Here is a 15,230-nt window from a genome sequence, read left to right as displayed (position 1 = left end):
CGCTCGGATCAGCCGAGCCACCAGGCCAGCGCGCCGCCCGCGGCGAGGACGGCGCAGACGGCCAAGGCGACGGACAGCGGCCGGGCCGTCTTCCACGTGGTGTAGACGCCGCCGAGCAGGAAGCCCGACAGGGCGAACAGAACGATCACGGTGACGTCGCTGGACACGCTGCCATCTTGCTCCAAGCTGATCTGTGACGGAGCAGCCGGGGCGGGGGCGGCAATTAACAATCACGCATGCTTGCTTTTTTCTGGCCCTGGTGTGATGCTGGTCGCGGAACGCGGACTTCACGGGTGCGGCATGCGGCTCATCCTGACGGTTCGCCGCACAGGAGGCATTCCCGCTGATGAGTATGCTGGCCGCCGACCCGGACGTGCTCCGGATCGGCAACTGTTCCGGCTTCTACGGTGATCGGCTCGGTGCCATGCGCGAGATGCTGGAAGGCGGACAGCTCGACGTCCTCACCGGCGACTATCTCGCCGAACTCACGATGCTGATCCTCGGCCGGGACCGGATGAAGGACCCGGACCTCGGCTACGCCAAGACCTTCGTCAAGCAGATCGAGGACTGCCTCGGGCTGGCGCTCGAACGCAACGTTCGCATCGTGGCGAACGCGGGCGGCCTGAACCCGGCCGGGCTGGCGGAACGGTTGCGCAAGGTCGCCGCCGACCTCGGGCTGGACGCCAAGATCGCGCACGTCGAGGGCGACGACCTGCTCGCGCGCGCCGCCGACCTAGGCTTCGGCGCGCCGCTGACCGCCAACGCCTACCTGGGCGCGTGGGGCATCGTCGAATGCCTGAACGCGGGCGCGGACATCGTGGTCACCGGCCGGGTCACCGACGCGTCGGTGATCGTCGGCCCGGCCGCCGCGCACTTCGGCTGGGGCCGAACGGATTACGACCGCCTGGCCGGCGCGGTGGTGGCCGGGCACGTCATCGAGTGCGGCACCCAGGCCACCGGCGGCAACTACGCCTTCTTCACCGAACTCGCCGATCTGGGCAGGCCGGGCTTCCCGATCGCGGAGATCCGCGCCGACGGCAGCAGTGTGATCACCAAGCACGCGGGCACCGGCGGCGCGGTCACCGTCGACACGGTCGAGGCCCAGCTCATGTACGAGATCCAGGGAGCGCGTTATGCCGGGCCGGACGTCACCTCCCGCCTGGACACCATCCGGCTCGACCAGGACGGCCCGGACCGGGTGCGGATCAGCGGCGTCGCCGGCGAGGCCCCGCCGCCCCGGCTCAAGGTCTCGCTGAACACCCTCGGCGGTTTCCGCAACGAGATGGAATTCGTGCTCACCGGACTGGACATCGAGGCGAAAGCGGAACTGGCGCAACGTCAGCTGGAGTCCTGGCTGCCGAGCCGACCGTCGGAGCTGACCTGGACCTTGGCCCGCCTGGACCGCCCGGACGCCGACACCGAGGAGCAGGCCAGCGCACTGCTGCGCTGCGTGGTGCGCGACCCGGACCCGAACAAGGTCGGGCGCGCGTTCTCCAACGTCGCGGTGGAGCTGGCGCTGGCCAGCTATCCGGGGTGCAGCTTCACCACCTTGCCTGGCAACGGTTCTCCCTACGGCGTGTTCACGCCCGGGTTCGTCGACGCCGCCGAAGTGCCGCACACGGCGGTGCTGCCCGACGGCGCCCGCGTCGAGATCGCCCCGGCGACGGAGACGGCCGAACTCGCCGCCGTCGACGAGCCGCCCGCTCCGGAACCGCCCGCCGCCGGGGAGACTCGCCGTGCGCCGCTGGGAACCATCGCGCTGGCACGCAGCGGCGACAAAGGCGGTGACGCGAATGTCGGCGTATGGGTGCGCACCGACGAGCAATGGCGCTGGCTGGTGCACACGCTCACCGTGGAGCGCGTCAAAGAACTTCTCCCGGAAGCGGCTTCGCTGACCGTCACCCGGCACGTCCTGCCCAATCTGCGGGCGCTGAACTTCATCATCGAAGGCTTGCTCGGTCAGGGCGTGGCGTATCAGGCCCGCTTCGACCCGCAGGCCAAGGGACTCGGCGAATGGCTGCGGTCTCGTCACCTCGACATTCCAGTGGAGCTGCTGACATGACGAAACTCTGGGAAACGCCGGAACGCCGCGAATTGCGTTCCACGGTCCGTGGATTCGTGGAGCGCGAGATCCTGCCGTACCTGGACGGCTGGGAGCGCGCCGGAGAGATCCCGCGCGAGCTGCACAAGAAGGCGGGCGCGCTCGGCCTGCTCGGCGTGCAGTTCCCGGAATCCGCGGGCGGTTCCGGCGGCGACGGCGTGGACGCGATGATCGTCTGCGAGGAGATGCACCAGGCCGGCGCGTCCGGCGGGTTGTTCGCCTCGCTGTTCACCTGCGGCATCTCCGTGCCGCACATCATCGCCTCGGGCAACGCCGAGCAGATCGAGCGCTGGGTGAAGCCGACGCTCGCCGGTGAGAAGATCGGTTCGCTCGCGATCACCGAGCCCGGCGGCGGCTCCGACGTCGGACACCTCACCACCACCGCGCGCCGCGACGGCGACCATTACATCGTCAACGGCGCCAAGACCTACATCACCTCGGGCGTCCGCGCCGATTTCGTGGTCACCGCGGTGCGCACCGGCGGCCCCGGCTCCGGCGGCATCTCGTTGCTCATCGTCGACAAGGACACGCCCGGCTTCACCGTCAGCCGCAAGCTGGACAAGATGGGCTGGCTGGCCTCCGACACCGCCGAGCTGTCCTACGTCGACGTCAGGGTGCCGGCGGAGAACCTCGTCGGCCCGGAGAACTCCGGCTTCTACCAGATCGCGGGCGCGTTCGTCAGCGAGCGGGTCGGCCTCGCGGTGCAGGCGTATTCCAGCGCGCAACGCTGCCTGGACCTGACCCTGGAGTGGGTGCGCAACCGCGAGACCTTCGGCCGCCCGCTGATCAGCAGGCAGGCGGTGCAGAACACGGTCACCGAGATGGCGCGGCGCATCGATGTCGCCCGCGTCTACACCCGGGACGTGGTGCAGCGCAGCTCCGAAGGCGAGACCGACCTCATCGCCGAGGTGTGCTTCGCGAAGAACACCGCGGTGGAAGCGGGCGAGTGGGTGGCCAACCAGGCCGTCCAGTTGTTCGGCGGTCTCGGTTACATGCGCGAATCCGAGATCGAGCGCCAGTACCGGGACATGCGCATCCTCGGCATCGGCGGCGGCACGACCGAAATCCTGACCGGACTGGCGGCGAAGCGATTGGGGTACCAGTCATGACCACTCTGCGTAGCACCTTGGACACCACCGCGCCCGAGTACGAGGCGGCGGCGGAGGCAATGACGGCCAAGCTCGCCGAGGTCGAGGCGGAGTTCGCCAAGGCCATCGCGGGCGGCGGGCCGGAGAAGCTGGCGCGGCATCGCAGGCGCGGCAAGCTGACCGCCCGCGAGCGCATCGAACTGCTCGTCGACGAGGACTCGCCGTTCCTGGAGCTGTGCCCGCTGGCGGGCTGGGGCAGCGAATTCCACGTCGGCGGCAGCACCATCGCGGGCATCGGCATCGTGGAGGGCGTCGAGTGCATGATCGTCGCGCCCGATCCGACCGTGCGCGGCGGCACCTCGAACCCGTGGACGCTGCGCAAGACGTTGCGCATCAACGACATCGTGCGGGAGAACCGGCTGCCGGTGATCTCGCTGGTGGAATCCGGCGGCGCGGACCTGCCCACGCAGAAGGAGGTCTTCGTCCCGGGCGGCCGGATGTTCCGCGACCTCACCCAGGCCTCGGCGGCGGGCATCCCGACCATCGCGCTGGTGTTCGGCAACTCCACCGCGGGCGGCGCCTATATCCCCGGCATGTCCGATCACGTGGTGATGATCAAGGAGCGCTCCAAGGTGTTCCTCGGCGGCCCGCCGCTGGTCAAGATGGCCACCGGTGAGGAGTCCGACGACGAGTCGCTCGGCGGCGCGGACATGCACGCAAGGGTCTCCGGCCTCGCGGACTACTACGCGGTGGACGAGCAGGACGCGATTCGCATCGGCCGCTCCATCGTCAAGCGGCTGAACTGGCGCAAGCAGGGCCCGGCCCCGCGCGCCGAGGTGATCGAGCCGCTCTACGACCCGGAGGATCTGCTCGGCATCGTGCCGTCGGATCTGAAGATCCCGTTCGACCCGCGCGAGGTGATCGCGCGCATCGTGGACGGCTCGGACTTCGACGAGTTCAAACCGCTCTACGGCAGCAGCCTGGTCACCGGATGGGCCGAGCTGCACGGATATCCGGTCGGCATCCTGGCCAACGCGCGCGGTGTGCTGTTCTCCGAGGAATCGCAGAAGGCCACCCAGTTCATCCAGCTGGCCAACAAGACGAACACCCCGCTGCTGTTCCTGCACAACACCACCGGCTACATGGTCGGCAAGGAGTACGAGCAGAAGGGCATCATCAAGCACGGCGCGATGATGATCAACGCGGTCTCCAATTCGAAGGTGCCGCACATCTCGGTGCTGATGGGCGCGTCCTACGGCGCGGGCCACTACGGCATGTGCGGCCGGGCCTACGACCCGCGCTTCGTCTTCGCCTGGCCCAGTGCGAAATCCGCCGTGATGGGCGGCGCGCAGCTGGCGGGCGTGATCTCGATCGTCGGCCGGGCCGCCGCCGAGGCCAAGGGCCTGCCGTTCGACGAGGAGGCCGACGCCGGGATGCGCGCCATGGTGGAGGCGCAGATCGAGGCCGAATCGCTGGCGATGTTCATGTCCGGGCGGCTCTACGACGACGGCGTCATCGACCCGCGCGATACCCGCACCGTGTTGGGAATGTCCCTGTCGGCCATTCACAACGCCCCGATCAAAGGCGCCGATGGCTTCGGCGTCTTCCGAATGTGAGGCCGCGGATGGCTATAACGAACGTTCTCGTCGCCAACCGTGGCGAAATCGCCCGCCGGGTCTTCGCGACCTGCCGCCGGGCGGGTCTGAGCACCGTCGCGGTGTACTCCGACGCGGATGCCGCCGCGCCGCACGTCACCGAGGCGGACGCCGCGGTGCGCCTGCCCGGCAACACGCCCGCGGAGACCTATCTGCGCGGTGAGCTGATCATCGAGGCCGCGCTCGCCGCGGGCGCCGACGCCATCCACCCCGGATACGGATTCCTCTCCGAGAACGCCGAATTCGCCAAGGCCGTGCTCGACGCCGGGCTGGTCTGGATCGGCCCGCCCGTCGAGGCGATCGAGCAGATGGGCTCGAAGGTCGCCGCGAAGAAGATGATGGACGCCGCAGGCGTGCCGGTGCTGGCCGAACTGGACCCGGCCGAGGTCACCGAGGCGCACCTGCCGGTGCTGATCAAGGCGTCCGCCGGCGGCGGCGGGCGCGGCATGCGCGTGGTCCGCGAGCTGGCGGACCTGACCGCGCAGATCGAGGCCGCCCGGCGCGAGGCGGAATCCGCCTTCGGCGATCCGACGGTGTTCTGCGAGCGCTATCTGGAGACCGGCAGGCATATCGAAGTCCAGGTGATGGCCGACACGCACGGCACGATCTGGGCCGTCGGCGAGCGCGAGTGCTCGATCCAGCGCCGCCACCAGAAGGTGATCGAGGAGGCTCCGTCGCCGCTGGTGGAGCGCACCGAGGGCATGCGGGCGCGGCTGTTCGAGGCGGCGCGGCTGGCGGCGGGCGCGATCGGCTACACCGGTGCGGGCACCGTCGAGTTCCTGGCCGACGAGCAGGGCGAGTTCTTCTTCCTGGAGATGAACACCCGCCTGCAAGTGGAGCATCCGGTCACCGAATGCACCACCGGGCTGGATCTGGTCCGGTTGCAACTGGACGTCGCCGCGGGCGGGGCGCTGCCCGCACAACCGCCCGCGATGCGCGGACATTCGATCGAAGTCCGGCTCTACGCCGAGGACCCGGCGCACGACTGGCAGCCGCAGAGCGGGACCGTGCACCGGATCGATATCCCGGCGGTGCGCACCGAGTTCGACTTGCTCGACCGCCCTGGCGTTCGGCTGGACACGGGCGTGGTGGACGGCTCGGTGGTCGGCGTGCATTACGACCCGATGCTGGCCAAGGTCATCTCCTACGCCGAAACCCGGGGCGAGGCAGCGCGATTGCTGGCTTCGGCGCTGCACCGCGCGAAGATCCACGGCCTGGTGACCAACCGGGACCTGCTGGTGCGCGTGCTGCGTCATCCGGCGTTCCTGGCCGGTGACACCGACACCGCGTTCTTCGCCACGCACGGGCTGGACGCCCTCGCCGCGCCGCTGGTGTCGGAGTCCGACGAAGCGCTGTCCATCGTGGCCGCCGCGCTCGCCGAAGCCGCCGCCAACCGCGGCGGCGCGCGGGTGGGCGGCGGGCTGCCCAGCGGCTGGCGCAACCTGCCCTCGCAGTCGCAGCGCAAGTCCTATGCAAGCCGGGCCACCGGAACGCACGAGGTGGGTTACCGGTTCGGCCGGACCGGCGTCACCGTGGACGGTCACGAAGGTCTCGCTCTCGTCGAGTCGGCTCCCGATCGCGTCGTGCTGTCGGTCCCGGGCGAACGCGGCCCGGTGCGCAGGCAGTTCGAGGTCGCCCGCTACGGCGAGCAGGTCTACGTCGACTCACCGCTCGGCCCGGTGGCCCTGCGCAGGCTGCCGCGCTTCAGCGACCCGGCCGATCAGGTGGCCACCGGCTCCCTGCTGGCGCCCATGCCGGGCAGCGTGATCCGGCTCGGCGCGGAGGTCGGCAGCCACGTCGCACAAGGCCAGCCGATCCTGTGGCTGGAGGCGATGAAGATGGAGCACACCATCGCCGCGCCCGCCGCGGGCGTGCTCAGCGCCGTCAACGTCACCGTCGGCCAGCAGGTCGACGTCGGCGCCGTGCTCGCGGTCGTCGAACCCGTAGAACACCAGGAGAAGTTATGACTACAGCATCGCGCAGCGATTCGGTGAGGGGCGGCGGCCGGGCGGCGGGTGGGCCTTTCATCGAAACCGACGAGCAGAAGGCGTTGCGGGCCGCCGTCGCCGCGCTGGCCGCGAAGTACAACTACCGCGACTACGTGCTGCCGAAGGCGCGCAAGAACGAGCCGCTGGACGAATTGTGGCAGGAGGCGGGCAAACTCGGGTTCCTCGGCGTGAACCTGCCGGAGGAATACGGTGGCGGCGGCGCGGGCATGTACGAGCTGTCGCTGGTGATGGAGGAGCTGTCCGCGCAGGGGGCGGGCCTGCTGCTGATGGTGGTCTCCCCGGCCATCTGCGGCACCATCATCACCAAGTACGGCACCGACGAGCAGAAGCGGGAATGGCTGCCCAAGCTCGCCGACGGCTCCGGCAAGATGGTGTTCGGCATCACCGAGCCCGACGCGGGCTCCAACTCCCACCAGATCACCACCACCGCTCGCCGCGATGGTGACGACTGGATCCTCAACGGCCGCAAGATCTTCATCTCCGGCGTGGACCAGGCCGAGGCCGTGCTGATCGTGGCCCGCACCTCCGACCACAAGACCGGCAAGCTCAAGCCCGCCCTGTTCATCGTGCCGACCGACGCCGAAGGCTTCACCAAGACGGCGCAGGAGATGGACATCATCGAGCCCGATCACCAGTACAACCTGTTCCTCGATGACGTCCGGCTGCCGTCCACCGCGCTGGTCGGCAAGGAGGACGCGGCACTGATGCAGCTGTTCGCGGGCCTGAACCCGGAGCGGATCATGGGCGCGGCCATGGCGATCGGCATGGGCCGCTACGCCATCGACCGCGCCGTGGAATACGCCAAGGAGCGCACGGTCTGGAAGACGCCGATCGGTGCGCACCAAGGCATCTCGCATCCGCTGGCGCAGGTGAAGGTCGAAGTGGAGCTGGCGAAGCTGATGATGCAGAAGGCCGCCACCCTCTACGACGCCGGGGACGAGATGGGCGCCGCCGAGGCCGCCAACATGGCGAAATACGCCGCGGCGGAAGCCAGCATCAAGGCGCTCGACCAGGCCGTCCAGACCCACGGCGGCTCGGGCCTGACCAAGGACGTCGGGCTGGCCGCCATGCTCGCGGCCGCGCGCATCGGACGCATCGCGCCGGTGAGCCGGGAGATGGTCCTGAACTTCGTCGCCCAGTACTCGCTGGGCCTGCCGAAGTCGTACTGAGAGGACGCGCATGACCGAGACGGCTCCGTTCGTCCGCTACGAGGTGAGCGACGGCGTCGCGACGCTCACCTTCGACTCGCCGCACAACCGCAACGCGCTGTCGTCCAGGCTGGTCGCCGAGCTGCTGCGCGGACTCGACGACGCGGCCGCCGACGAGAAGGTGCGCGTCATCGTGCTCGCGCACACCGGCAACACCTTCTGCGCGGGCGCCGATCTGAGCGAGGCGAGCGACGCCGATCCGGCCGTGGCCGCCGACGAGCGCACCCGGGTCATGATCGGCGTGCTGCGCAGGCTGGTGGAGATCCCGAAGCCGGTGATCGCGCGGATCGACGGCAACGTGCGGGCAGGCGGCATGGGCATCGTGGCCGGTTGCGACATCGTCGTGGCCGGGCCGGGCAGCAGTTTCGCGCTCACCGAGGTGCGGATCGGGCTGGCGCCGTTCATGATCTCGCTGACCCTGCTGCCCAGGCTCGATCCGCGCGCGGCCAGCCGCTACTACCTCACCGGCGAGAAGTTCGACGCCGCCGTCGCCGCGGAGATCGGACTGGTCACGGTGACCGCCGAGGACCCGGCGGCCGAGGTGGCGCGGCTGTGCGGGGAGGTGCGCAAGGGCTCACCGCAGGGGCTGGCCGAGGCCAAGCGGTTGGTCAACGCGGGCATCCTCGCCGAGTTCGACGCCTCCGCCGAGGAGCTCGCGCGGCGTTCGGCGAGCTTCTTCGGCACCCCCGAAGTGCACGAGGGCATGTTGGCCTTTTTGCAGCGCCGTCCGCCGAGCTGGGCAGAATAACGACCATGGCGACACCCCACGAACCCAAGCAGGACCGCAGCCGAGCCACCCGGCAGCGCCTGCTCGAGGCGACCATCGACTGTCTGGCCGAGATGGGCTGGGCGGCCGCGACGGTCGCGGTCGTCGCCGAACGGGCCGGGGTGTCGCGTGGCGCGGCGCAGCATCACTTTCCCACCAGGGAGGATCTGATCACCGCCGCACTGGAGTACATGTTCGACACGCGCAGCGGGCAGGCGGTCCAGGAGGCGTCGACGCTGACCGAGCTCGGCGACGGCGTCGCCCGCACGGAGGCGGTGGTGGCTGGGCTGGTCGAGTCGTACACCAGTCCGCTGTTCAAAGCCGCGTTGCAGGTGTGGACGCACGCGGCCGCCGACCCGGTCCTGCGTGAACGGATCGTGCCGCTGGAAGCCCGCTTCGGGCGTGCCTCGCATCGTCGCGCGATCGAGGCCCTCGGCGTGGACGACTCCGATCCCGTCACCCACCACCTGGTCCAAGCGACCCTCGACATGGCCCGCGGCCTGGGCTTGGCCGACGTCCTCACCGACGATTCGGCCCGCCGCAAGCGGATAGTCGAGCAGTGGGCGGCCACGCTACACGCCGCCTTGCACGCGCCTCGCTGAGCAGGAGTCCTGGTTCGGTCTCCACAGGAGCAGGGCTATCGCGGCGACCATGGCCGCGAGGGTGAGCAGGGCGTAGGAGTTGCCGACCAGGAATTGCATCACGGTCCAATGGAATTCCCGGCCGTTGGTCTGCGGGACGAACCAGATCAGGCCTTGCGGAAGCAGCGGTAGCGTCCGGTCCCATGATCCGATCGAGTCCACCTGCATCGGCCAAGCGAAGGCGAACAGCGTGATCGCCGCCGGCACGGCGATCCCGGCTCGCCAGGATCGGCGGGACAGCGCGTGCACCGCCCAGACGAGCGCGGGCACCATCCACACCCAATAGTGGGTCCAGGAGATCGGTGAGCACAGCAGCGTCACACCGGCCGCGAGCAGGATGCCGAGCATCTCGTCCCCCCGCTGGTGGGCGATCCGCGCCGCGGCCAACCCGGCCAGACCGAGCCCACCGGCGCCGAAGAGCCACAGCACGTGACTGTCCCACGTGGTCCATTGCAGGCGGCCGAGCACACCGTTGAGGGACTGGTTCTGCACATACGCGAAGCCGATCCGGTTCTGCGACGCCACTGTCGTGGTCCAGAACTGGATCGCCTCGGTCGGCCGGTACCAGAGACCGGCCGCGACCGTGGCCGCGAACGCGCCCACGGCGACGGCGGCGGCCTTGAATTGGCGGGTGATCACCAGATGGACGACGAACACCGCGGGCGTCAGCTTGATGCCGGTGGCGATGCCGATGAGGATGCCGCGACTCCAGTGGTGCTTCGGCAGGGCGAGGTCGCCCAGGACCATCGCCATCAGGATCATGCTGATCTGCCCGAAGCGGAAGGTCTGCTGCACGGGTTCGAGCCAGAGCGCGGCGCTGCCGACGGCCAGCGTCATCGCCACCATGCCGAGTCCACGGCGGTACCGCATCAGCACAGCGGTGCACCAGACGCTGACATACAAGGAGAGCAGCGTCGTGACCACCATGCCGGTGCCGATGTAGTTGATCGGGAATCGCGCCAGTTCGGCGCAGACCCACGCGGCGAAGACGGGATAGAGGAACGGCAGGAACATCGGGCCACGCGCGGTATACAGCTGGGCCGGGTGCAGCGCGGCGGCGTTGCCGCCCCACATATAGACCTGCAAGTCTATTTGGTGCCAATACATTTCCCAGTTCGGCCGCAAGAACAGCAACCAGGCCGTCAGGGAGGCCGCTGTGAACACGATGGCCGCGCCCAGTGCGAGCCCGGCCCGCGGCGGCCGGCTACGCGCGGTCGATAGTTCCGTCGCCTGCGTGACAACGACAGTTGTCGCCGGTGCGACAGTTGCCATGAACTTTCCTTCATCAGGTGCGATCGAATCGGCGGAACCCTTGCCGGAGAACGTGATCGGCGCGGTCCCGAGGGCAACGCTGAAACCGTGAGCTCGTCTAAAGATACGGTTACTACAAAAGTAGTAGTACCGTTTGGAACTGTAACTTGTATCACTTTTGGCTTCGGTGCCGTGTAGCGCTGCCAGATGTCCCGATCCGCGTGACCACGTAACTCCGCGTGGGCGCTATAGACAACCCACGCCCGGCACGAACCACGTATCAACTTACGGCTCAGCTACTTCCGCCATGCTTGCCGACCGGGCGCTCACCCTGCCACCTCGTGCCTCGTGCCTCGCGGGCGAAGTGGCGTTCCCGCGCAACGCGAGACCCGTCGATCGCGCTATACGCGGCTGATGCGCGCTCGCACGCCGGAACTGATCAGCACAGTCCTTGCTGCTCGAGGCGGCCGGAATCGATGGCGTAGGAGGAGGCTCCGATGGCGGCGCCGATGAGGCCGACGATGATCGCGCCGGGGATCGCGCCGACGAAGAAGACGGGCAGGCCGACCAGCGCGCCGATGGCGGCGCCGATCGCCGCGCCGATTCCCGTACGCAGTTCGATCGTGTCGCCGGGCGGCAGGCACGCCTTGATGTAGCTCACCTGCGGGGCCTCGCTGGTCGCCGCGGCGATCGGTTCGGCGTGATCGGCGGGCGCGGCCGACGCGGTGGCGGCGAATCCGACGGTGAGCGCGGTCGCGACCAGTGCGCTGACCACCGTCACGGCCAGCTTCGTGAAAGCGTTCAACTGTTTCCCTGCATCTTCGCGGTGGACACGAGACCTGATGGTCCGGACTCCCGGCCGGAGCCGTCGGACGTCCGATCATCATCGCCGGAGTTTTGCGGGATGCCAATAGTGGGATGCCAAGAGCGGGAAGCCGAATCGGCCGTGCCGGTCGCGATCCGCACCGGCGCCGAGGGCTGACGCCGGTGCGGATGCGGTGTTCAGCGGACGCAGGGGAATGCGCTGAACACTGCGAAGGCGGTGTGGTCCCGAGGGAATGCAGGGCGGCGGGACCGCACCGCGTGGTTTCAGCGGGTGGCGGTCAGGTCGTACAAGGTGACCCCGTCCACCTGGATGGCGGTGAAGTTCTCCTCGACCCACTGCGAAATCTGCGCACTGGGCGAGGAACTGGATGAACCGGGTCCGCCACGGCCGCCGCCGACGAAGTAGTGGATCTTCCCTTCGGCGACATACTGCTTGAACTGCTCGAGCGTGGGCGACGGATCACTGCCGTTGAAGCCGCCGATCGGCATCACCGGAAGTTCGGTGGCCAGCTGCAACCCCGCGGCGCTGTTCGAGCCGATCGCCGCGGCGACCCAGGTGTAGTCGCCGCCGTTCTGCTCGAGCAAGGACACGATCTGCGCGCTCGGTTCGCTCGCTCCGAGCAGGCCGCCTATGCCACCGCCGCCATTGGGGCCCGGACCGCCGTCGCCGGGCATACCCTGCCCTTGGGGAACCATCGCGCCGTTCGGTGCCTGCCCGCCGGGTGCGTTGCCCTGCGGACCCATTCCCGGAAAATGACTGCCCGGCTGCGGCATTCGGCCGTCCGGGGCCGTGCCCTGCGGACCCATCCCCGGCGCGCCGCCATCCGGCGGCGTACCGCCCGGCGCTTGCCCGGCGCCGTCGCGGCCGGTGGTCCCCGTTCCGTCCTGCATGCGCCGGCCCATTCCGGGCATGCCCTCGCCCCACGGTGGCCTGCCGCGCATCGCGACATTCGGTCCGGCGGAGGGGATGGAACCGGCGTGCGACGTCGCGATGGTGTCGACGGCGTAGGCGACCGGTCCGGCCAGGAAAGTGAACGCAACGGCCAGCGCCGACGCCACGGCCGGCTTGCGTGGGGCGGGGAAGAGCACGGCGAGCGTCGCGAGCACTCCGACGACCAGCACCGTCCAGCGCAGCCACGGCTGCCATTCCGGGCTGCGGGACAACAACATCCAGGCGGTCGCCGTGGTGAGGCCGACCGCGAGCGCCGACGCCAGTCGCACCCACAGCCGATGCCGTCCCCGCCACGCCAGCGCCGCGCCCGCGCCGACCAGCGCGGCGATGGCCGGAGCCAGGGCCACGGTGTAGTACTGATGGAAGATCCCGGCCATGAAGCTGAACACCAGCCCGGTCACCAGCAGCCATCCGCCCCAGAGAACGAGCGCAGCGCGCTGCCGATCAGTGCGAGCAGCCTTCCCGCGCAGGAGGATCCCGACGACGAGCGCGACCAGCGCGGCGGGGATCAACCAGGCGATCTGACCGCCCTGCGCCGGCTCGAACATCCGGGTGATGCCGGTTTCGCCCCACATGCCGTTGCCGCCCGGCGGAAGATCACCGCCCGGTCCGACGCTGCCGCGCTCGTGGCCGTTGAGCCGGCCGAGCCCGTTGTAGCCGAGGGTGAGCTCCAGGATCGAGTTCTCGTGCGAACCGCCGATCCACGGACGGGACGAGGCGGGCCACAGCTCCACCGCCAGCAGCCACCAGCCCGCGGCCACCACCATCGCGGCTCCGGCCGCGAGGAGTTGCAGGATGCGCTTGCCTAGTTTCGGCGGGCCCGCGAGCAGATAGGTCAGCGCGAGCGGCGGAACCACCAGCAGCACCTGCAACTGCTTGGTGAGGAAGCCGAAACCCATCAGCGCTCCGGTGAGCACCAGCCAGCGCCAGCGGCCGTCCTCGACCGCCCGGGTCATCGCCCAGGCTGCGGCGATCATCAAGAACACCAACAGCGCTTCGGGATTGTTGAACCGGAACATCAAGGCGGCGACGGGCGTCACCGCCAGCGCCAACCCGGCGAGCAATCCGGCCGCGGGCCCGAACGGCCTGCGCACTGTCGCCCACAGCAATGCCACGCTCGCCACACCGAGCAGCACCTCCGGCACCAGGATGCTCCAGCTGTTGAGTCCGAAGGCCCGCACCGACAGCTCCATCAACCACAGCGAGGCGGGCGGCTTGTCCACGGTGATCGAGTTCGCCGCGTCGGACGATCCGAAGAAGAACGCCTTCCACGAGACCGAGCCCGCTTGCACCGCGGCCGAGTAGAACGAATTGGCCCATCCGTTCGAGCTCAAGTTGCACAGATAGGCCACCGCCGTGCCGAGCAGGAGCACAGCCAGCGCCGGATACTCCCAGTTCCGCTCGGCCCGTGGCGAAGGTTCGGCTGCGACCGGTTGCGCGGTCAGAGTCGCGGTCATCGGCCGCCCCCCACAGTGGGCGCCGATGCGTTCGACTCACGATTGCCTGCGCTGTCGCGGAACACCCAGCGCAGCCCGACGAAGCGCAACAGCGTCGCCACCAGGTTGGCCACCACCAAGACGAACAGCTCCAGCTGCACCGAGGCGTCCGGCGCCCACCGATGCAGTGCGAACAGCGAACCGCTGGTGAGCGCCAGCCCGATGCCGAAGATCGCCAGGCCCTGGAACTGGTGCGACACGGCCCCGTTCGAGCCGCGCACGCCGAAGGTGAAGGCCCGGTTGGCCGCCGTGTTGCCGACGGCTGTGATCAGCAGGGCGGCGAAGTTCGCCACCTGCGCGCCGGTCATTGGTTGCAGCGCCACATAGAGCAGCAGATAGGCCAGCGTGCTCAGCACACCGACGATCGCGAACCGCACCAGCTGTCCCACCATGCCCAACGGCACGCCCGGCACCAGCGGTTCCCGGCCCACCGAGCGGCGCAGTTCCTCCAGTGGCAGCGCGCCGGTCGCCAGCGCCCGCCCCAGCCGCCAGATCCCGAGCAGGTCCTTGCGCGCGGTGTCGATGATGTCGACGCGGCTGTCCGGATCGTCGATCCAGTCCACCGGAACCTCGTGGATCCGCAGACCCGCCCGCTCGGCGAGCACCAGCAGTTCGGTGTCGAAGAACCATTCCCCGTCGTGCACCAGCGGCAGCAGACGGCGCGCCACATCGGCGCGCATCGCCTTGAAACCGCACTGGGCGTCGGAGAAGTGGGCGCGCAGCGAGGCCTTCAGCAGCAGGTTGTAGCAGCGGGAGATGATCTCGCGCTTGGGCCCGCGCACCACGCGGGACGCGGCGTCGAGCCGGGTGCCGATGGCCAGGTCGGAATGCCCGGTGATCAGCGGGGCGACCAGCGGGAGCAAGGCGTTCAGGTCGGTGGACAGGTCGACGTCCATGTAGGCGACCACCTGCGCGTCCGAGCGTTCCCACACCGCGCGCAGCGCCCGCCCGCGCCCCTTGGCGTCCAGGTGTACGACGCGCACGTCGTCCAGTTCCTCGGCGAGCAGTCGCGCGACCTGGAGAGTGGCGTCGGTGCTCGCGTTGTCGGCGACCGTGATACGCGCCGGGAAGGGGAACCCGTCGCGCAGGTAGGCGTGCAGTCTGCGGACGCACACGCCGAGATCGGTCTCTTCGTTGTAGACGGGGATCACCACGTCCAGCACGGGCGCGCCCGTGGTCTCGGTCCGTTCCGTCGCCGCGACGGTCGAAGTCTCGGTCATGCGAACCAGAGTCGATGG

At 69.3% G+C, this 15,230-nt stretch carries 12 protein-coding genes; 7 read left to right on the top strand and 5 right to left on the bottom strand.

What is annotated here, in order from left to right; all coding sequences use genetic code 11:
* Positions 1 to 8: 8 nt before the first annotated feature.
* The gene (locus ON21_RS39340; RefSeq protein ID WP_169332738.1) at positions 9 to 167 is read right to left on the bottom strand and encodes a CG2302 family histidine operon protein; all 159 of its coding nucleotides are present in this window, start codon (positions 165 to 167) and stop codon (positions 9 to 11) included.
* Between the two features lie 179 nt (positions 168 to 346).
* Between ON21_RS39340 and ON21_RS27805 the strand changes: the two genes are divergently transcribed.
* From ON21_RS27805 to ON21_RS27775, 7 genes are read left to right on the top strand one after another with little or no spacing between them, the layout of a single operon-like run.
* Complete coding sequence (locus ON21_RS27805) at positions 347 to 2,062, top strand: acyclic terpene utilization AtuA family protein (RefSeq protein ID WP_039802594.1); 1,716 nt, start codon at positions 347 to 349, stop codon at positions 2,060 to 2,062.
* Entirely contained in the window at positions 2,059 to 3,210 is a 1,152-nt protein-coding gene (locus tag ON21_RS27800) for an acyl-CoA dehydrogenase family protein (protein WP_039802592.1), read from the top strand. Before ON21_RS27805 ends, ON21_RS27800 begins: the two co-directional genes overlap by 4 nt.
* Positions 3,207 to 4,805 (top strand): acyl-CoA carboxylase subunit beta, encoded by a 1,599-nt coding sequence (locus tag ON21_RS27795; RefSeq protein ID WP_039802590.1) that lies wholly within the window; start codon positions 3,207 to 3,209, stop codon positions 4,803 to 4,805. Before ON21_RS27800 ends, ON21_RS27795 begins: the two co-directional genes overlap by 4 nt.
* 8 nt (positions 4,806 to 4,813) lie before the next feature.
* The gene (locus tag ON21_RS27790; protein ID WP_039802588.1) at positions 4,814 to 6,811 is read left to right on the top strand and encodes an acetyl/propionyl/methylcrotonyl-CoA carboxylase subunit alpha; all 1,998 of its coding nucleotides are present in this window, start codon (positions 4,814 to 4,816) and stop codon (positions 6,809 to 6,811) included.
* Positions 6,808 to 8,022, top strand: coding sequence for an acyl-CoA dehydrogenase family protein (locus ON21_RS27785; RefSeq protein ID WP_051021411.1), 1,215 nt, complete (start codon positions 6,808 to 6,810; stop codon positions 8,020 to 8,022). Before ON21_RS27790 ends, ON21_RS27785 begins: the two co-directional genes overlap by 4 nt.
* A gap of 10 nt (positions 8,023 to 8,032) precedes the next feature.
* On the top strand, positions 8,033 to 8,809 hold the full coding sequence (locus ON21_RS27780; RefSeq protein ID WP_039802586.1) for an enoyl-CoA hydratase family protein: 777 nt from the start codon (positions 8,033 to 8,035) through the stop codon (positions 8,807 to 8,809).
* Between the two features lie 5 nt (positions 8,810 to 8,814).
* A complete protein-coding gene (locus tag ON21_RS27775; protein WP_039802584.1) occupies positions 8,815 to 9,429 on the top strand; it encodes a TetR/AcrR family transcriptional regulator in 615 nt (204 codons plus the stop codon).
* On the opposite strand, the gene ON21_RS36095 is transcribed toward ON21_RS27775, so the two are convergent.
* The 4 genes from ON21_RS36095 to ON21_RS27755 all read right to left on the bottom strand — a co-directional run bounded on the left by ON21_RS36095 (position 9,400) and on the right by ON21_RS27755 (position 15,212).
* Positions 9,400 to 10,740 (bottom strand): glycosyltransferase 87 family protein, encoded by a 1,341-nt coding sequence (locus tag ON21_RS36095; RefSeq protein ID WP_051021410.1) that lies wholly within the window; start codon positions 10,738 to 10,740, stop codon positions 9,400 to 9,402. The two genes, ON21_RS27775 and ON21_RS36095, sit on opposite strands and share 30 nt — an antisense overlap.
* Positions 10,741 to 11,158: 418 nt before the next feature.
* A complete protein-coding gene (locus ON21_RS27765; protein WP_039802582.1) occupies positions 11,159 to 11,524 on the bottom strand; it encodes a hypothetical protein in 366 nt (121 codons plus the stop codon).
* Positions 11,525 to 11,808: 284 nt separating this feature from the next.
* On the bottom strand, positions 11,809 to 13,953 hold the full coding sequence (locus ON21_RS27760) for a glycosyltransferase family 39 protein (protein WP_039802580.1): 2,145 nt from the start codon (positions 13,951 to 13,953) through the stop codon (positions 11,809 to 11,811).
* On the bottom strand, positions 13,950 to 15,212 hold the full coding sequence (locus tag ON21_RS27755) for a bifunctional glycosyltransferase family 2/GtrA family protein (protein WP_051021409.1): 1,263 nt from the start codon (positions 15,210 to 15,212) through the stop codon (positions 13,950 to 13,952). Before ON21_RS27755 ends, ON21_RS27760 begins: the two co-directional genes overlap by 4 nt.
* Between the last annotated feature and the right edge of the window lie 18 nt (positions 15,213 to 15,230).

The organism is Nocardia araoensis NBRC 100135 (genome assembly GCF_000308435.1).
Taxonomy (GTDB): domain Bacteria; phylum Actinomycetota; class Actinomycetes; order Mycobacteriales; family Mycobacteriaceae; genus Nocardia; species Nocardia araoensis.
The sequence above is the reverse complement of the archived record's forward strand: the minus strand, read 5'-3'. Positions and strand labels throughout refer to the sequence as shown.